Origin of the sequence: Streptomyces cyaneochromogenes (assembly GCF_003963535.1) — a bacterium.
GTDB lineage: Bacteria > Actinomycetota > Actinomycetes > Streptomycetales > Streptomycetaceae > Streptomyces > Streptomyces shaanxiensis.
Genome location: NZ_CP034539.1, coordinates 6,475,455 through 6,491,813, shown reverse-complemented (window position 1 = coordinate 6,491,813; position 16,359 = coordinate 6,475,455). Strand labels below are relative to the sequence as shown.

Annotated in this window: 17 protein-coding genes; 4 read left to right on the top strand and 13 right to left on the bottom strand. The window is 69.9% G+C overall.

What is annotated here, in order from left to right; translation table 11 throughout:
* The first annotated feature begins 46 nt into the window (after nt 1–46).
* Both EJ357_RS29665 and EJ357_RS29660 read left to right on the top strand, forming a co-directional pair.
* Nucleotides 47–601, top strand: coding sequence for a peroxiredoxin (locus tag EJ357_RS29665; protein ID WP_126394662.1), 555 nt, complete (start codon nt 47–49; stop codon nt 599–601).
* 5 nt (nt 602–606) lie between these two features.
* The gene (locus EJ357_RS29660) at nt 607–1,140 is read left to right on the top strand and encodes an alkyl hydroperoxide reductase (RefSeq protein ID WP_126394660.1); all 534 of its coding nucleotides are present in this window, start codon (nt 607–609) and stop codon (nt 1,138–1,140) included.
* A 64-nt stretch (nt 1,141–1,204) separates the two neighbouring features.
* Here the strand turns inward: EJ357_RS29660 and EJ357_RS29655 are convergent, their stop codons facing one another.
* The 4 genes from EJ357_RS29655 to EJ357_RS29640 all read right to left on the bottom strand — a co-directional run bounded on the left by EJ357_RS29655 (nt 1,205) and on the right by EJ357_RS29640 (nt 6,297).
* Nucleotides 1,205–2,581, bottom strand: coding sequence for an AI-2E family transporter (locus tag EJ357_RS29655; RefSeq protein WP_126394658.1), 1,377 nt, complete (start codon nt 2,579–2,581; stop codon nt 1,205–1,207).
* 161 nt (nt 2,582–2,742) lie between these two features.
* Nucleotides 2,743–3,426 carry an aggregation-promoting factor C-terminal-like domain-containing protein gene (locus EJ357_RS29650; protein WP_456114813.1) on the bottom strand — a complete coding sequence of 228 codons (684 nt, stop codon included), beginning with the start codon at nt 3,424–3,426 and terminating at the stop codon, nt 2,743–2,745.
* Between the two features lie 417 nt (nt 3,427–3,843).
* Nucleotides 3,844–5,169: a PhoH family protein gene (locus tag EJ357_RS29645; protein WP_126394655.1), complete on the bottom strand. Its 1,326-nt coding sequence runs from the start codon at nt 5,167–5,169 to the stop codon at nt 3,844–3,846.
* A 354-nt stretch (nt 5,170–5,523) separates the two neighbouring features.
* Nucleotides 5,524–6,297, bottom strand: a complete 774-nt coding sequence (locus EJ357_RS29640) for an isoprenyl transferase (protein WP_126394653.1) — start codon at nt 6,295–6,297, stop codon at nt 5,524–5,526.
* 876 nt (nt 6,298–7,173) lie between these two features.
* Between EJ357_RS29640 and EJ357_RS29635 the strand changes: the two genes are divergently transcribed.
* A complete protein-coding gene (locus EJ357_RS29635; RefSeq protein WP_126394651.1) occupies nt 7,174–8,349 on the top strand; it encodes a winged helix DNA-binding domain-containing protein in 1,176 nt (391 codons plus the stop codon).
* Nucleotides 8,350–8,365: 16 nt separating this feature from the next.
* Here the strand turns inward: EJ357_RS29635 and EJ357_RS29630 are convergent, their stop codons facing one another.
* On the bottom strand, nt 8,366–9,208 hold the full coding sequence (locus EJ357_RS29630; RefSeq protein ID WP_126394650.1) for a class I SAM-dependent methyltransferase: 843 nt from the start codon (nt 9,206–9,208) through the stop codon (nt 8,366–8,368).
* A 203-nt stretch (nt 9,209–9,411) separates the two neighbouring features.
* Nucleotides 9,412–10,290, bottom strand: coding sequence for an LLM class flavin-dependent oxidoreductase (locus tag EJ357_RS29625; RefSeq protein WP_126394648.1), 879 nt, complete (start codon nt 10,288–10,290; stop codon nt 9,412–9,414).
* 61 nt (nt 10,291–10,351) lie between these two features.
* On the opposite strand from EJ357_RS29625, the gene EJ357_RS29620 reads away from it, so the two are divergent.
* Nucleotides 10,352–10,717 (top strand): DUF192 domain-containing protein, encoded by a 366-nt coding sequence (locus EJ357_RS29620; protein WP_126394646.1) that lies wholly within the window; start codon nt 10,352–10,354, stop codon nt 10,715–10,717.
* 22 nt (nt 10,718–10,739) lie between these two features.
* Here the strand turns inward: EJ357_RS29620 and EJ357_RS29615 are convergent, their stop codons facing one another.
* The 7 genes from EJ357_RS29615 to EJ357_RS29580 form a co-directional block, all read right to left on the bottom strand.
* Nucleotides 10,740–11,369 (bottom strand): OmpA family protein, encoded by a 630-nt coding sequence (locus tag EJ357_RS29615; protein WP_126394645.1) that lies wholly within the window; start codon nt 11,367–11,369, stop codon nt 10,740–10,742.
* Between the two features lie 8 nt (nt 11,370–11,377).
* Complete coding sequence (locus EJ357_RS29610) at nt 11,378–11,956, bottom strand: hypothetical protein (RefSeq protein WP_126394643.1); 579 nt, start codon at nt 11,954–11,956, stop codon at nt 11,378–11,380.
* 34 nt (nt 11,957–11,990) lie between these two features.
* Nucleotides 11,991–12,590, bottom strand: coding sequence for a pilus assembly protein TadG-related protein (locus EJ357_RS29605; protein ID WP_126394641.1), 600 nt, complete (start codon nt 12,588–12,590; stop codon nt 11,991–11,993).
* Nucleotides 12,587–12,781, bottom strand: a complete 195-nt coding sequence (locus tag EJ357_RS29600) for a hypothetical protein (protein WP_126394639.1) — start codon at nt 12,779–12,781, stop codon at nt 12,587–12,589. Before EJ357_RS29600 ends, EJ357_RS29605 begins: the two co-directional genes overlap by 4 nt.
* Before the next feature lie 157 nt (nt 12,782–12,938).
* Nucleotides 12,939–13,691, bottom strand: a complete 753-nt coding sequence (locus EJ357_RS29595; protein WP_126394637.1) for a response regulator — start codon at nt 13,689–13,691, stop codon at nt 12,939–12,941.
* A complete protein-coding gene (locus tag EJ357_RS49575) occupies nt 13,688–15,412 on the bottom strand; it encodes an ATP-binding protein (RefSeq protein WP_407698423.1) in 1,725 nt (574 codons plus the stop codon). The genes EJ357_RS29595 and EJ357_RS49575 overlap by 4 nt, the downstream gene beginning before the upstream one ends.
* A gap of 39 nt (nt 15,413–15,451) precedes the next feature.
* Nucleotides 15,452–16,354 carry a DUF5936 domain-containing protein gene (locus EJ357_RS29580; protein WP_126394635.1) on the bottom strand — a complete coding sequence of 301 codons (903 nt, stop codon included), beginning with the start codon at nt 16,352–16,354 and terminating at the stop codon, nt 15,452–15,454.
* Nucleotides 16,355–16,359 lie beyond the last annotated feature (5 nt).

Genomic DNA, 16,359 nt, shown 5'->3' with positions numbered 1-16,359 from the left:
AGACACCTGTACAGACACAGGTGTCTCTTCGCTGCAAGGAGAGCGTGTGCTCACTGTCGGTGACAAGTTCCCCGAGTTCGAACTGACCGCCTGCGTCTCGCTGGAGAAGGGCAAGGAGTTCGAGACGATCGACCACAAGACCTACGAGGGCAAGTGGAAGATCGTCTTCGCCTGGCCGAAGGACTTCACCTTCGTCTGCCCGACCGAGATCGCGGCCTTCGGCAAGCTGAACGAGGAGTTCGCCGACCGCGACGCCCAGGTCCTCGGCTTCTCCGGTGACTCGGAGTTCGTCCACCACGCCTGGCGCAAGGACCACGACGACCTGCGCGACCTGCCGTTCCCGATGCTGGCCGACTCCAAGCACGAGCTGATGCGCGACCTCGGCATCGAGGGCGAGGACGGCTTCGCCAAGCGTGCCGTCTTCATCGTCGACCAGAACAACGAGATCCAGTTCTCCATGGTGACCGCCGGCTCCGTCGGCCGTAACCCCAAGGAGGTCCTGCGGGTCCTGGACGCCCTGCAGACCGACGAGCTGTGCCCGTGCAACTGGACCAAGGGCGAGGACACCCTGGACCCGGTCAAGCTGCTTGCCGGAGAGTGAGTGACATGTCCCTCGACTCCCTCAAGTCCCGCATACCGGACTACGCCAAGGACCTGAAGCTCAACCTGGGCTCGGTCATCGGCAACTCCGACCTCCCGGCCCAGCAGCTGTGGGGCACGGTGCTCGCCACCGCGATCGCCTCGCGCTCCCCGATCGTGCTGCGCGAGCTGGCGCCGGAGGCCAAGGCGAACCTCTCGCCGGAGGCGTACACCGCGGCCAGGTCCGCCGCCGCGGTGATGGCGATGAACAACGTCTTCTACCGCACCCGGCACCTGCTGTCCGACCACGAGTACGGCAGCCTGCGCGCGGGCCTGCGAATGAACGTCATCGGCAACCCCGGTGTCGACAAGGTCGACTTCGAGCTGTGGTCCTTCGCGGTGTCCGCCATCAACGGCTGCGGCCTGTGCCTCGACTCGCACGAGCAGGTGCTGCGCAAGGCGGGCGTGGACCGCGAGACGGTCCAGGAGGCCTTCAAGATCGCGTCCGTCGTTCAGGCGGTCGGTGTCACGCTGGACGCCGAGGCGATTCTGGCGGAGTAGCCCTTCGCCGAGAAACGCGGGGCCCGTTCACCCTGAGGGTGAACGGGCCCTTGTCATTCCGCCGTCATTCCGCCGCCGACTTGTCCTTCGCGGGCGGCGGCGGGTCCACGGAAGCCACACCCACCGCGGTCGCTCCCCTCGGTTCGGGTGCGTAGCGAAGGGCCGCCTCCTGCGAATAGGCCCGCAGATACCCCACGATCGTGTTCGTCACCGCCACCAGCGGTACGGCCACCACCGCGCCGCCGATCCCCGCCACCATGCCGCCGGCCGCCACCGACAGCACCACGGCCAGCGGATGGACGCGGACCGCGCGGCCGAGGATGAACGGCTGCAGGATGTGGCCTTCGATCTGCTGCACGGCCAGGACGACGACCAGCGTCATCACCGCGGTGAAGACGCCCTGCGTCACCAGGGCCACGACCACGGCCAGCGCGCCGGAGGCCACCGCGCCGACGAGCGGGATGAAGGAGAACAGGAAGATGAAGACGGCCAGCGGGACGGCCATGGGGACGTCCAGGAAGTAGATGCCGATGCCGATGAAGACGGCGTCGATCAGGGCCACCATCACCGTGCCGCGCACATACGCCGTCAGCGTCGCCCAGGCCCGCGGCCCGGCACCGGCGACACCCGGCCGGGCCGCGGCCGGGACCAGCTTGAGGGTCCACTCCCAGATCCGCTTGCCGTCGTAGAGCAGGAACAGCGTCGAGAAGACCGCCAGCAGGATGCCGGTGAGCGCCTCGACGATGACCGTGACGCCTTCGAGGCCGGCCGAGGTGATCGCGTCGGTGTTGGCGCCGATCGCCTCCCGCAGGTTCTCGGCGATGTCGTTGATCTGCTTGTCGGTGACGTGGAACGGGCTGTTGAGCAGCCAGTTGCGCAGCTCGTCGATGCCGTCCTGGATCTGGTCGGAGAGGTTGTCGATGTTCTCCATGACCTGCCAGGTCACGAACCAGCCCATCAGCCCGATGACGACGAACCCGAGGATCGCGGTCAGGGCGGTGGCGAGCCCGCGCGGCAGACCGCGCCGCATCAGCCACGCCACCGAGGGCTGCATCAGCGCGGTGAGGAGCAGGGAGATGACGAACGCCAGCACCACGAGCTGTACGGCGCTGATGACCCGCATCAGCACCCAGACCGTGCCGGCCAGCACCAGCAGCCGCCAGCCGGCCTCCGCCGCCACTCGTACGCCCCACGGCACGACCTGCGCGGGGTCGGGGCGGGGCGGCGGAGCCGCGGGCGCGTAGTCGGGGGGCCGTGGGACGTGGTCGGCGGGCGGCGCCGGGACGTCGGCTGCGGAGCTCTCGGGCTCGGCGGCGGACCGCTGCGCGGGCTGGAGGTCGCCGCTCTCCCGTTCCACCGCCGCGCGACGCTCGTCCAACCGCTCACTCATCTCGGTCAGTCCGGCAGCGAGCCGACCGAGCCACCCTGGCACTCGCGACATGATCCGTCCTCTTCCCCCGTCTCTCCTCACCACTCCCCCCTGGAGTCGTTGCGTCCGACCGTACATGGCGCCGTGCGCGGAACAGCGAAAGCCCCTCACCGAAGGACGGTGAGGGGCTCCACAGGGTTGAGCGCAGGCTCAGTACTCAGGTACTCAGGTACTCAGTACCAGTTGTTGGCCTGCCAGAAGTCCCAGGCGCCGCACGGGCTGCCGTAACGGTCGTTCATGTAGTTCAGGCCCCACTTGATCTGGGTGGCCGGGTTCGTCTGCCAGTCCGAGCCGACGGACGACATCTTGGAACCGGGCAGCGCCTGGAAGAGGCCGTAGGCACCCGAAGACGGGTTGACGGCCTTGTAGTTCCAGTCGGACTCGTGGTCCACGATGTTGCTGAAGCACTGGAACTGGTCGCTCGGCACCATCTGGCGCGCCATCGACTGGATCTGGGCGATGCTGTAGGAGCTGTAGACCGGGAAGTCGGAGGCGCTACGGGACGCCTTCGCCTCGGCCTCTTCGCGCTCCTTGGCTTCCTTCGCCGCCTTCTCGGCGGCTTCCCTCTTGTCGATCGCGGTCTGGGCCGCGGCCTTGCGGGCCGCCTCCTCCGCGTCCTTCTTGGCGCTCGCGTCCGCGGCGATGGCTTGGACGTCGGCCTGCGCCGTCAGCGACTCGGTCTGCACCTGGGCCTGCTGGCCCGCGGGTATGTCCGCGAGGAGCGTCGAATCGGCAGCCGTCGCCTCGGCGTCGTTGTTCTGCGCGGTGCTGCCCGAGGCAACGCCGACGACGCTTCCGACAGCGGTGACCGCGGTGGCAGAGGCCACTGCGAATCCCCTGACCGAAATCGGACTCACACGGTTTCCTTCCAGCATCGCCCGCTTCGGTGACCCTGGCGGACGCAATCGTGCCCCTGGCGCTGGCCTCCCAACTGCGGGGTCACGGGAGGCACGGACCCGGTGGGCAACTCCCCGAGGGGAGCGCCGCGTGAGAACTCGGGCGGCATACGACGACGCTATGGAGTTGGCTGTGGTGTTGCTGTGGTGCCGTACCGCTGGGGGTACAGGTGTGTCGTATGCGGGGCCTGACAGGAGTGAGACTCTGCCGTACCCGGACGCCGCAAGGCAATTCTGTGTTGCGTGTGAAAGCTCACACCTTGTTTGTGCCAGGGGTTTTACGGAAAGCCGCACACGCCGAGGCGCCGCCCGGATAGGCTCCCTGCCTTTCCGAACGGCGCCAACCAACGAGTAGCTACCGCAAGTTGAGCACTTGGGTCAGATCTGCCCGTCCTCCAGCATTTCGGTCACAAGGGCGGCAATCTGGGACCTCTCGGACCGCGTCAGCGTGACGTGGGCGAAGAGCGGATGCCCCTTCAGCTTCTCCACGACGGCGACGACACCGTCGTAGCGCCCGACCCGCAGATTGTCCCGCTGGGCCACGTCATGGGTGAGAACCACCCGCGAGTTAGCACCAATTCGGGACAGAACGGTCAGCAGGACATTCCTTTCCAGTGACTGCGCCTCGTCCACGATCACGAACGCGTCATGCAGCGAGCGGCCGCGGATGTGGGTGAGAGGAAGCACCTCCAGCATTCCCCGCGCGGTGACCTCTTCGATGACCTCGCGGCTGGTGACCGCGGACAGCGTGTCGAAGACCGCCTGTGCCCAGGGGCTCATCTTCTCGGCCTCGGAGCCGGGCAGATAGCCGAGCTCCTGCCCGCCCACCGCGTACAGCGGCCGGAAGACCATCACCTTCTGGTGCTGACGGCGCTCGAGCACCGCCTCCAGCCCCGCGCACAGCGCCAGCGCCGACTTGCCCGTGCCGGCCCGGCCACCCATGGACATGATCCCGACGTCCGGGTCGAGCAGCAGGTCGAGCGCGATCCGCTGCTCGGCGCTGCGCCCCTTGATGCCGAAGGCCTCCCGATCGCCGCGCACCAGACGGACGTTGCCCTCGGGCGAGATCCGCCCCAGAGCCTTGCCGCGCTCGGACTGGATCATCAGTCCGGTGTGCACCGGCAGCTCGGCGACCTCGGGGACATAGACGTGTCCCTCCTCGAAGAGGATGTCCACCTGCTCGCCGGGCAGGGTCAGTTCGGACATTCCGGTCCAGCCGGACGAGTCCGTGATGGCGAGCTCGGCGCGGTACTCCTCGGCGAGGAGTCCGACGGACGAGGCCTTGATCCTGAGCGGGAGGTCCTTCGACACGACCGTGACGTCGAACCCCTCGGCCTGCAGATTGCGGGCGACCGCGAGGATACGGGAGTCGTTGTCCCCCAGGCGGTAGCCGGTCGGCAGCACGCTGGGGTCCGAGTGGTTGAGCTCGACACGGACGGTCCCGCCGAGATCCCCGATCGGGATGGGGGCGTCGAGGCGACCGTGCCGGACCCGGAACTCGTCGAGCAGGCGCAGCGCCTGCCGGGCGAAGTAGCCGAGTTCGGGATGGTGCCGCTTGGCCTCCAGCTCCGTCACCACGACGATGGGGAGCACGACCTCGTGCTCGTCGAAGCGGCTCAGGGCATTCGGGTCGGCCAGCAGGACGCTGGTGTCGAGAACGTAGGTGCGCCGGTCTGGCTTGTGGCGCTTTGTGCTGGTCACCACGGAAGGACGTACCCCCTCGGATGAGGTCGGGGAGCGACGGAGTGGAGCTGGACCGGTCGTCGGCCGCCCTGCACGCCTGGCACGGGCCGAAAACCGGCCCTCCACTGCTTCTTCCATGCCGTGACCGCACGGTCGAGCTGGTGCAAAGGGCCTCCCGGGCGGACGGCTCCGGCGCCGCCCGCTGAGATACGACACCCGTGGTTCGGGTGTCGACCTGCTTGCCTTATGCCCTCGAACATGCGGTGCCATGCCAGCGCATATGACGGCGCGCTGGTGAACTCCTTGTTACTTCTGTCCCGGAGAGCATGGCTTTTCTCTCACCCGGATACGGCGAGGAGTGCGCCGGAGAGCGGCTCAGCCGCCGTAACGCCGGTGCCGGGCCGCGTAGTCGCGCAGGGCGCGCAGGAAGTCGACCTTGCGGAAGGCCGGCCAGAAGACCTCGCAGAAGTAGTACTCCGAGTGGGCCGTCTGCCAGAGCATGAATCCGGACAACCGCTGCTCGCCGCTGGTGCGGATCACGAGGTCGGGGTCGGGCTGGTCGCTCGTGTAGAGGTGGCGGCCGATCATGTCGATGTCGACGGACTCGGCGAGCTCCTCCATGGACGTGCCCTTGGTCTGCGCGTCCAGCAGCATCGACCGTACGGCGTCGGCGATCTCCTGGCGGCCGCCGTAGCCGATGGCGACGTTGACCAGTATCCCGTCGATGTGGGCCGTGGACTCCTCAGCCTCCTTGAGGGCGGCCTGCATCGGGGAGGGCAACAGGTCGGGGGCACCGACGTGGTGGACCCGCCAGCGGCCGTCGGCGGCGAGAGTGCGGACGACGTCCTCGATGATGCCGAGGAGCGGGCCGAGCTCCTCCGGCGGCCGGTTGAAGTTGTCCGTCGACAACAGCCAGAGGGTGACGACCTCGACGTCCGTCTCGGTGCACCAGCCGAGGAACTCCTCGATCTTCTCGGCACCGGCACGGTGGCCGTCGACGGCGGTGGAGCCGGCGGCCTTCGCCCAGCGCCGGCTGCCGTCCACGATCACGCCGATGTGCTTGGGCACCTGAGCGTGGTCCAGGTGACCTTCCACCCGGCGTGCGTACAGCCTGACCAGCAGGCCGCGCAGCTTGTCGCGCAGGTTCACGTGATTGTCAGCCCCTCCGTACGGATCGGACAGGCGCGCGGCGCTCCGCGCGGCGCAGTGGGGCGCGGTTCCTGTCCGTATGGCGGTCCCCTGCGGCGAAGCGTACCCCTGCGGGGCTTGGGGCGTGGTTTTGGGGTGCGGGGGGTGGGGTTGGCGCCTTGGGTCGGGGGGCGTCTGGTGTGTGTGGGCGGCTGCGGGTGGGTGGGGGCTGGTCGCGCCGGGGTGTCTGGGCACAAAAAACGGGCCGGTCCGTGGGGGGGAGACGGACCGGCCCGAGGGGGGGTTTCCACCATAACCCTTCGTAAGGGATGCTGCGCGCATCGGCGTGCCACAACTACTCTCCGAAATCGCTCGGCGACGGCGCGGTGGCCATACGGGGGCCTGTTCGTGGCGGAAATGTGGCCGCGCCGACACGGATTCCTTGGGGAAACGGGTGGGAAGCGGACGGATCCATAGGGTTTGGCGCAGCTTGGGGGGCGCTCGGCGACTTGTCCGCGCTTCCCTCCCCCGGGTGACGCCGACCGCGAACGTCCGCTTGACGGTACGGAGGGCCTCGCGGGGCACGGGCGGGGTCGATGCGATGCGCGTCCAGCAGGGGCGCGCACGGGGGCATGGCACCGCGCAGCCCCCTCCGCTGCGCGGTGCCGCCGCGCAGCTTTGCTTACGCGAATTACCTTGGTCTGAACTTACGTGACAGGTGAAGGGAAAGCGAGTCAGCCGTCATAACAATGTGGAAAAGGTGAGGGTTCCTTTGATGCGCAGGGCGTAGAGGCCGTTCGCGCATGGATGCACGGTTTGCAGCGCAGGGCACACGGAGCGTGGCGATCCGTCGAATAGAGGACAACCTCTGACCTCTGTCCGGCCTAACGTCGCCCTATGACTGTCACTGTCACGTGGGACGAGGCGAGCGCGCGGCGGCTGGAGCGGCAGTTCCTGGACCGTCCCGCCGGGGTCGGCACGCCGGTCGCCGATGTGGTCGGGGCGATGCTGGGCGCGCATGCGCAGGTGCTGTCCGCGGCCGAGGTGTCGGTGGGGGTGCGGGCCTCCGGGGTGACTCGGGCGGACGTACGGACGGCACTGTGGGACGAGCGGTCACTGGTGAAGACGTTCGGCCCGCGCGGCACCGTGCATCTGCTGCCCGCCGCCGAACTGCCGCTGTGGTGCGGTGCGCTGAGCGCGATTCCGACCGGGCCGAGCCCGTTTCCGCCGGATGTGCGGGTGACGGAGGAGCAGGCGGAGCGGATCGTGGCCGCGATCGGGGACGCCCTGGACGGGGTGTGTCTGACCGTGGAGGAACTGGGCGAGGAGGTGGTCGCCGGCACCGGTCCCTGGGCCGGTGACCTGGTGATGCCGGCCTTCCAGGACCTGTGGCCGCGCTGGCGGCAGGTGATGCACCGGGCCGGCCAGTCGGGCGCGCTGTGCTTCGGGCCGAACCGGGGGCGGAAGGTGACGTACACACGGCCGCGCGGGGTCGATCCGGTGCCGGGGGCCGGGTCGGGGCAGGCGGGCCAGGGGGCGCTTCGGGAGCTCGTACGGCGGTATCTGCGCGCGTACGGACCGGCGACGCCCCAGTACTTCGCGAAGTGGCTGGCGGCGCCGGTGGGGTGGGCGGTGGCTCTGTTCGGGGAGCTGGCGCGGGCCGGGGAGGTCGAGGAGGTGTCGTTCGAGGGGGCGGCGGCCTGGGTGGCGGCGGGTGACACGGGGTTCCCGGGCGGGCGGGTGCGGGGCGTGCGGCTGCTGCCGTACTTCGACGCGTACGCCATCGCCGCGCAGCCCCGGGAGTCGCTGTTCCCCGGGAAGGCGTACCGGCGGGCTCTGGCGGGCGGTCAGGCGGGGAACTATCCGGTGCTGTTGGTGGAGGGGGTGGTGGCCGGGGTCTGGCATCAGCGGCGCCGGGGCCGTCGTGCGACGGTCACGGTGGAGACGGTCGGACGACGGCTGACGGCGCGGCAGGAGCGGGAGCTGGGCGAGCAGGTGGAGCGGGTCGGGGAGGTGCTGGAGGCGACGGCGGAGTTGGTGGTCGGGGAGGTGACGGTCGGTCCGCACGCGTGAGGGCCGTGCCGGGGGCTCAGGCGTCGGGCTTGCGGGCCTCGAAGAGGTGGCGGGTGCTGTGCGCGACGAAGGGGCCGTCGGACCGGATCGACTCGTGCAGGGCGCGCAGCCGGGGTTCGTACGCCTCGACGGTGAAGCCGGGGACCATCCACACCACCTTGCGCAGGAAGTGGACGACGGCCGCGATGTCGTGGAACTCGACGCGCAGCCGCTCGGCCCGCAGATCGACGATGTCCAGCCCGGCGGCCTCGGCGGCGGCGCGCTCGCGGTCGGGGTGGCGGGCGTCGCTCTGCTCCTCATGGAGGGGGCCCAGGAAGTACTCGACGAGCTCGAAGACACTGCGCGGCCCGACGTGCTGGGCGAAGTAGGTGCCGCCGGGCTGCAGGACACGGGCGATCTCGGCCCAGTGCGGGCTGACCGGGTGCCGGCTGCCGACCAGGTCGAAGGCACCGTCGGCGAAGGGCAGCGGGGCGTCCTGCGGGGAGGCGACGACGGCGACGCCGCGCGGGCGGAGGAGGGCGGTGGCCTTGGTGACGTTCGGCGGCCAGCCCTCGGTGGCGACGGTGAGCGGCGGCACCTTCGGGGCGGCACGGCGCAGGGCGAAGTCGAGTACCTCCCCTCCGCCGGTCTGGATGTCGAGGGCCGCGGTGGAGCGGGAGAGCCGCTCGGCGAGGGACGTGGCGTATCCCCAGGAGGGCCGGGCCTCGGTGGCACGCCCCTCGAACCAGGAGAAGTCCCAGCCTTCGGTGGGGACGGCGGCGCCTTCGGCGACGAGGTCCTCGAAGGAGGCGAGGGAGGTTGGGGAACCAGGGGAGTCAGGGGAAGCAGGGGAGGTGGGGGTGTGCTGCGGCTCGTGCATACGGTGATCGTCCCAGGGCGGGATCAGTCGCCGCCGCCGATTTTCTTCTCTGCCCTGCGTCGGCCTCGGTTTCGGCGGCGGCATCGGCATCGGCGTCGGGAAGGACGAGCAGCACGTGCTCGTAGGAAGAGGGCGAGCGCCCTGGTGCCGAAGGCGTCGCGCGGCCGGGGCGTGAACCTCGACCGCCGGACGGCCTCTCTCGACTACGGCACCAGCGGCCGCACTTCCTCCGCAGCGAACCGCACGAACCCCTCCGGGTCGGGCTCGTCCCCCGTCGGCTGCAGCACCACGGTGTCGGCACCGGCGTCCGCGAGCCGCTGCACGGCCTTCGCGACGGCGCCGGCGTCCCCGGCGACACCGAGATCGGGCACGGAGCCGAGCCCTTCCTCGGCGAGCTCGGCCTTGAGCCGGGCGGCACCGTCGGGCCCGGTGGCGGTGAGCAGATAGACGACGATCGGATGCGGCCCGGCATCGGAACGGCCGGCCGACTCCCGCCCCTCGTCGATGAGTTGCCGGGCCCGCCGTACCCCCTCGGGCGAGGTCGAGGCGGTGAGCAGGGTTCCGTCGGCGGCCTCCCCGGCGAGCCGCAGCGAGCGGGGCCCGGTGACCCCGGCGATGACGGGCACCGGCTCGGCGGGCGGCCAGTCGAGGGCGACGTCGTCGAGCTTGACGTACCGGCCCTCGGTACTGACCCGCTCCCCGCCGAGCAGGGCACGCAGGGCGACGAGATGCTCCCGCAGCAGGGTCACCGGCGATTCCACCCTCGCCCCCACCTGTCCCATCCAGTCCTGCACGCCGTGCCCGACGGCGAGAATGGGCCGCCCCGGGAACATCCGGTGCAGGGTGGCCGCCTCCATGGCGGCGATGGCGACGTTCCGCAGCGGGACGGGCAACAGCCCGACGCCGACCTTGACCCGCTCGGTCCAGGCGAGGGCGGCCGCGGCCGTGGAGATCCCGCCCTCCCGGAAGCAGTCCTCCCAGAGCCAGAGCTCTTCGAGTCCCGCGGCGTCGGCCAGTTCGGCGACGGATCGGAGTCGTTCGGGGGCGAGCTGGGGGCGGAATACTGCGCCGAGTCCGGTCATGCGACCTTTCCTACCCGGGTAGCACTCGCCGGACAACAGAAAATCCAGGAGGTGGCTGAGGATGGGGCGGCGTTGGCGTGACGGGCGAGGGGCCCTGGTCGTCCACGGGGAGCGGGGTGATGTGTCGGTGCCCCTGGAGATCGCCGCGTCCTATCGGGCCCGCACGAAAGGGCTCCTGGGGCGTGATGCCGTCGACGGGGCGATGCTGCTCACGCCTGCGAGCGGTGTGCACACGTTCCGGATGCGCATCCCCATCGACGTGGCCTACCTCGACCGAAGGCTGAACGTCCTCGCGGTGCGCACCATGCGGCCCGGGTTGTTGGGGCTGCCCCGGCTTCGTGCCCGGCACGTGCTGGAGGCGGAGGCCGGGGCGATGGCGGGGTGGGGGGTGCGGGTGGGCACGCGGGTGAGTGTGGAGTCGGGGTGAGGTGAGGCGGGGTGAGGTGAGGTCAGTTGTCCGAGCGGGGGAACGACACCTCCACCCTTCGGTTCTTCTTGCGGCCTGACTCCGTGTCGTTGGAGGAGATCGGGTACTGCTCGCCGTAGCCCCGTACCTCGTAGGTGATCGTGGAGTCGTTCAGCTCCGACTCCAGGACGCCCTGTACGGCGTTCGCGCGCTTGCGGGACAGGACGTCGCCGTGGGCCGAGGAGCCCAGGTTGTCGGTGAAGCCGAAGACGCGGATCCGGGTGGCGTTCTGGGTCTTGATCTCCTCGGCGATGGACGAGATACGGGCCTTCGCCTCGCCGGTCAGCTTCGCGCTGTCCTTGGGGAACAGGACCTCCGCCTGGAGCGCGAACTTCACGTCCGTGTTGGTGTCCTCCCGGCGTTCCTCACCGGCCTGGTCCTCGACCACCTGTTTGATGTCCAGCACCTTGGCCTCGGCGAGCGTCGCGCCCTCCGGGAGCTTGAGGTCGGGGTCGTTGGCGTCCACCTCGACGGGGGCGGCGGCCGTCGCCGCGGTACCGGGCGGGACGCTGGGGTCGTCGGCCGCGTCGGCCGTGGTGGCGCCGAGGATGTTGGCGGCGACCATGAGGGTTGCGGCGGTGAGGGTCAGGGGGAGGCGGGGGGTGCGGGTCATCGGGGGCCTCATCCGGAGATCTGGATGGTGGCGGCGGCGAAGGTCGGGAGCTGGAAACTGACTTCGGCCGTGTTCGAAGGCGGGGACGGGAACTGCATGAAGACCGGGATCGAGTCGCCGGGCTTGATCCGCGGCATGCCCGTCGTCGTCAAGGGGCGGCCATCGGTGTCACGCAGCACGTAGTAGCGCTTCTTGCTCTCCGAGTCGACGAGCGTCGCTCCGCCGAACGATGTCCCGTGCCTGATGATCTCGGTCTCGTCGCCCGACGTGCGCGCGGACACGCGAGCCGCCTCGTCTCCGTCGTTCTTCAGCTCACCGCTCACGGTGACGAAACCACCCGAGTCACGCTGCGCAGAGGTGATCTGGAGGATCAGTCCGTCCTCACCCTTGAGTTCGGCCAGCGGCTGGTCCGTTCCTTCCTGAGCACTCGGGTCGGACCCCCTGTTCGTGGAAGCGGGAGCCGATGCCTCCGGCTTCTTGTCGTCATCGCCTCCGCTACCGCAGCCGGCCACACCGAGGGCCAGTCCAGCCGCAACGGTCAGCGCGACCATCCCCCTCTGGGCCTTCGTGGTGAACCGAATGCTCATGCCTCTGCTTCCCTCGTCACTCGTCGATCACTTGTCAGTCGGCCAGATGGACATGGAAGAGGTCCTCGGGCCCCGGAAGATCGTCGAGATCGTCCGGGTCCAGGGTCCAGCTCCTGTCCTTGCAGGCGAGCTCCGGCAGTACGTCGTCCCCGGCATCCTCCCCCGGGAGTTCGAACTCGCAGAGCGGTTCGATCACAGCGGTGGCGGTCGCCGTCGAGCGCATGTCCTCCGTGCCGGGCACGATGGAGTCACCGACAGGCTCCGTGGTCTCGACATCGACCTGGTAGCCCGGAGGCAGGCCGAGCGTCGACTCGCATTCCGCCCTGGCGTCGTTCTGCGCCGCCAGTTGCCGCGCGCGCCCGCAGCCGTCGAACACCACGCCCTCGCCGTCGAAGATGTCCTGCCACTTCGTCGGGTCGAGCACGTGCTCCACCCACTCGTCCGTGAGCTTGTCCCGGGTGTCCAGGGCCGCCGCGAGCGCTGCCGCGTCCGCTGCCGTCTGGGCGCCGTTCCGGTTTGCCGCGGCCTGGCCGACCGCCAGATACGCGAACGCGAGAAAGAGCAGGCCCCCCACCACCGTGATGTAGATGGGAAAGGCCTGCCCTGCGTCGCCGGACGTGCGGCGGCTGATCATCCGGTGAGCTCGTCGATCTGCTCCACAATCGCGTCGTAGATCGTCTGCCCGATGTCGGTCCCCGTGATGGCCAACACGATCGCCACCACCACGGCGATGATCCCCAGATACTCCACCGCCGTCTGCCCCTTGTCGTTGTGAGCAGCACGCGAGCGGAGGTATGTGATGGTGGTGTTGATCCAGTTGCTCATGGTGTACCCCTCTGGTGTCCGGCGGTCGTAGAGCGCTTGGCTCGCAAGTGTGGTGACAAGTCCTGCGAGAAAAGTAAGCGGGATTACCCGAAACACCAGAGGGTCCCAGGGCCCAATTCCGGGCCCAGGCCGAAAACCATCGCTGTGTCATCGCCGGTCAGCTCCGTCCTGGGTGTGAACCCGGGGCGGTGCCCAGCCACTTGGCGGCGGCTTCCGCCCGGCTGGTGCTGTGGAGTTTGGCGAAGATGCGGTTGATGTGGTTCTTGACCGTCTTCTCGCTGATGAAGCAGGTGGCGGCGATCTGCTGGTTGTTCATGCCCGATGCGATGAGGTCCATGATCTCCGCCTCCCTCCTGCTCAGCTGGAACCGCGAACGGTACGACGACGACTGTCCCACATCTGGTTGCACTTGCGAAAGGAGTTCCGGGGAATTGCCCGTAGGAGTTACTAGTTGAGGATTTGCTTCCGCGAGCGACGCCGCTGCCGCAGCTGCCGCCGTAGGCGTGAGTCGAGGCGGCCGACCTCGCTTGATGTCCCGTACGGCCTCCACCAGTTCGTCCGTCGTGAACTCACCGTGGACCAGGTACCCGGCCGCCCCTCGGCGCAGGGCCTCGCGGACCGTCTCCGACTCGCGGCTGTAGGTCAGCATCAGCACCGGGGCGATGCGCACGAGATGCGGGAGTGCCGTGATGCCGTCCATGCCCGGCATGCGGACGTCCAGGAGGATCGCGTCGGGGTGGTGGCGGCGGGCCGCCTCGTGGGCCTCGTGGCCGTTCGTCGCCTCGGCCACGACGGTTATGTCCGCGTGAGTGGAGAGGAGGGCCGTCAGGCCGGCGCGGACCACCGGGTTGTCGTCGGCCACCACCAGTCGGAGAGGCTCGGTGGCGGGGGCCGGCTTCCGCTCGGTCATGGGGTCGCCCCTGTCGTCCTTGTGGTCCTCGTGGTCCTCGTGGTCCTTGCGGTCCTCGTAGTCCTCGTCGTTCTCGTCGTCGTCAGGGCCGCCAGCGGGAGTTCCAGGCGGACCTCCGTGCCGCGCGCCTGCCTGCCCTTGCCGATGTGGATGCGGGCTCCTATCGAGGCCGCTCTTTCCGTCATGCCCAGCAGGCCGAAGTGGCCCGTCCGGCGGAGGTGTTCGACGGTCGTGCCGGCGGGGAGGCCCCCGCCGTCGTCCTGGACGGTCAGGCGGAGCACGTCCGCCTCCACGCCCGCCCGTACGTCGACACAGGTCGCCTTCGCGTGGCGGTGGGCGTTCTCCATGGCCTCCTCGGTGATGGTGAGGAGGTGGCGGGCCACGGCCGGCGGGACGGCGGGCAAAGGGGCCTCGCCCGTGGCGTGGTACGTGGCGCGCAGACCGGTGCGGGTGGTGAAGGCCTCGGTGCGGGCCGCCAGTTCAGGCGCGATGTCCGTCGCGTGATCCGGGTCGGACTCGCGGCGCAGGTCCGCCAGCAGCTCCCGGGACTCGGCCGCTGCCCGCCGGGCCGCGCGGGCGACCAGCTGCGCCTGTTGCCGGATCCGGAACGCGTCCATTCCGGATGAGCCCGTGCGGGACGAGTCCGTGCGGGACGAGTCCATGACGGGCGAGCCCACACCGGACCGGTCGCCGCCGGACCGGTCCACGCCGGACGCGCCCACGCCGGCCAAGCCCACGCCGGACGAACCCACGCCCGTCGGATCCACACCCGCCGAGCCCACACCCGGCGACGGGTCCACGCCAGATAGGTCCCCGCGCGACGAGCGCACGCCCGACAGATCCACACCCGACGACGGACCCACACGGGACGAGCCCACCCCGGACAGCCCCCCACTCCCCAGCCCCGCCCCCGCCGAAATCGCCAGCCCCTCCGCCGCCAGCGCCACGCCATGCAGCGTCTTCGCCACCGAGTCGTGCATCTCGCGGGCCAGCCGGGCCCGTTCCGCGCTCACCGCTTCCGTGACCGCCAGGCGGGCCTGGATCGTCGTGAGGGCCTGGGTGGCCGTGCCGAAGCGGAGCATGAGGTTGCGCAGGGACGAGCCGAGGGCGCCCGTGATGACGCAGAGGCCCGGGAGGAGGAGCTTCTCCGCCAGGCCGCTGCCCGCCTGCGCCTCGGCGTCGATCGCGTAGGCAAGGAGCAGGATCAGGGACTGCGCGCTGGCGAACACCGCCGCGCCCCGGTAGCCGTAGACGATGCCGGCGAGCAGTGGGGTGCAGACGCTGACGTAGGCCGGCGTGGTGTCCGGGCCCGCGGAGACGAGGAGCAGGGAGGTGCAGAGGGTGTCCGCCGCCAGGAGGGTGGGGTGGCGCAGGAGGAGGGGGCCGAAGCGTTCCCAGTCGCGGAACAGGACGTAGGAGCCCATGAACGTGACCACCACCGAGGCACCCACCAGGCGGGTGGCGAGGCCCGGTGCCGCGTTGAGCAGGGCGCCGGGCGCGGCGAGCGCGATCATGGCGAGCCGGAAGCCGAAGACCTGGCGGCACAGCGCCTGGAGGGCGTTTATCTGGAGGGTGATCGCCGACGACCGCTCCGTCTCCTCGCTCGCCGCCCGGGACGTCCAGCGGCGGCGCAGCCCGAACGCGAGGCTCGCCGCCCTCGACAGACCCGTCCCCGGCGAAGGCGCCGTCGCCGTTCCCATCCACACCGGCATTCCTGCCATACAGCCCTCCCCTCCCCTGATCCCTCCCCCCGTCAACGACTACTCTCCCGTCAGCGACCCGAAGTCCGTCCCAGATCCCAGCAACAGCCCCGCCCCCAGCAGGATCATCGTCGCCGGAACCATGAACGTCGTGATCATCATCGTGGCCTTGGGCACCGCCCGGGCCGCCTTCCTACGGGCGTTCTGGGCGTCCGTGCGGCGCATGTCCTTCGCGAGCGCCACCAGCGTGTCCACGATCGGCGCGCCGAGCTCCTCCCCCTGCTGCAGTGCCGTCACGAACATCGCCACCTGTTCGGAGTCGTTCCTCCTCCTCAGCTCCGCGAAGGCCTGGCGGCGGCTCATGCCGAGGTCCATCTGGCGCAGGGTGATGCGGAGTTCGTCGGCCCAGGGGCCCTCGTACTTCGAGGCGACCCGGTCGAGGGCCTGGCGGAAGCCGAGGCCCGCGCTCACCACGACCGCCAGGACGTCCAGGAAGTCGGGCAGGGTGCGTTCGATCTCGTCCTTCCTGATGCGGATCGCCGACCAGATGCCGACCTCCGTCCAGAAGGCGCCGAACGCCAGCAGCAGCAAGGCCATCAGCACCTGGCCGCGGAGCAGGAACACCAGGAAGCCGACCGCGCCGAGGAAGCCGTACACCGCCCGCCTGGCCGCATAGCGGTCGATGGTCAGGCCGCCGGGGTTGCCCGCGAGGTCGATCCTGCGGCGGTACCTGGCCACCAGCTTCGGGCCCATCAGGCGCAGCACGGCGGGGGCGTAGCGCATGCCCATGCGGTCGATCAGCGAGTCCACGGCGCCGGTGCGGGTCGCGCCGACCTCCAGGGCCAGCGCCAGGTCGCTGGGCAGTTTCGCGTCGGCCCGGTACATGCGGATGCCGGCGAAGATCCCCCACACGCTCAGGCCCGTCACCAGCGCGAGGAGCAGGCCGAGTTGTCCCAGTCCCATCGTCG

Bases quoted from the DNA above. Each gene is read 5' to 3' on its own strand.
- EJ357_RS29660 (WP_126394660.1), top strand. From the start codon at position 607: ATGTCCCTCGACTCCCTCAAGTCCCGCATACCGGACTACGCCAAGGAC.
- EJ357_RS29655 (WP_126394658.1), bottom strand. From the start codon at position 2,581: ATGTCGCGAGTGCCAGGGTGGCTCGGTCGGCTCGCTGCCGGACTGACC.
- EJ357_RS29635 (WP_126394651.1), top strand. From the start codon at position 7,174: ATGACTGTCACTGTCACGTGGGACGAGGCGAGCGCGCGGCGGCTGGAG.
- EJ357_RS29630 (WP_126394650.1), bottom strand. From the start codon at position 9,208: ATGCACGAGCCGCAGCACACCCCCACCTCCCCTGCTTCCCCTGACTCC.
- EJ357_RS29625 (WP_126394648.1), bottom strand. From the start codon at position 10,290: ATGACCGGACTCGGCGCAGTATTCCGCCCCCAGCTCGCCCCCGAACGA.
- EJ357_RS29620 (WP_126394646.1), top strand. From the start codon at position 10,352: ATGGGGCGGCGTTGGCGTGACGGGCGAGGGGCCCTGGTCGTCCACGGG.
- EJ357_RS29615 (WP_126394645.1), bottom strand. From the start codon at position 11,369: ATGACCCGCACCCCCCGCCTCCCCCTGACCCTCACCGCCGCAACCCTC.
- EJ357_RS29610 (WP_126394643.1), bottom strand. From the start codon at position 11,956: ATGAGCATTCGGTTCACCACGAAGGCCCAGAGGGGGATGGTCGCGCTG.
- EJ357_RS29605 (WP_126394641.1), bottom strand. From the start codon at position 12,590: ATGATCAGCCGCCGCACGTCCGGCGACGCAGGGCAGGCCTTTCCCATC.
- EJ357_RS29600 (WP_126394639.1), bottom strand. From the start codon at position 12,781: ATGAGCAACTGGATCAACACCACCATCACATACCTCCGCTCGCGTGCT.
- EJ357_RS29595 (WP_126394637.1), bottom strand. From the start codon at position 13,691: ATGACCGAGCGGAAGCCGGCCCCCGCCACCGAGCCTCTCCGACTGGTG.
- EJ357_RS49575 (WP_407698423.1), bottom strand. From the start codon at position 15,412: ATGGCAGGAATGCCGGTGTGGATGGGAACGGCGACGGCGCCTTCGCCG.
- EJ357_RS29580 (WP_126394635.1), bottom strand. From the start codon at position 16,354: ATGGGACTGGGACAACTCGGCCTGCTCCTCGCGCTGGTGACGGGCCTG.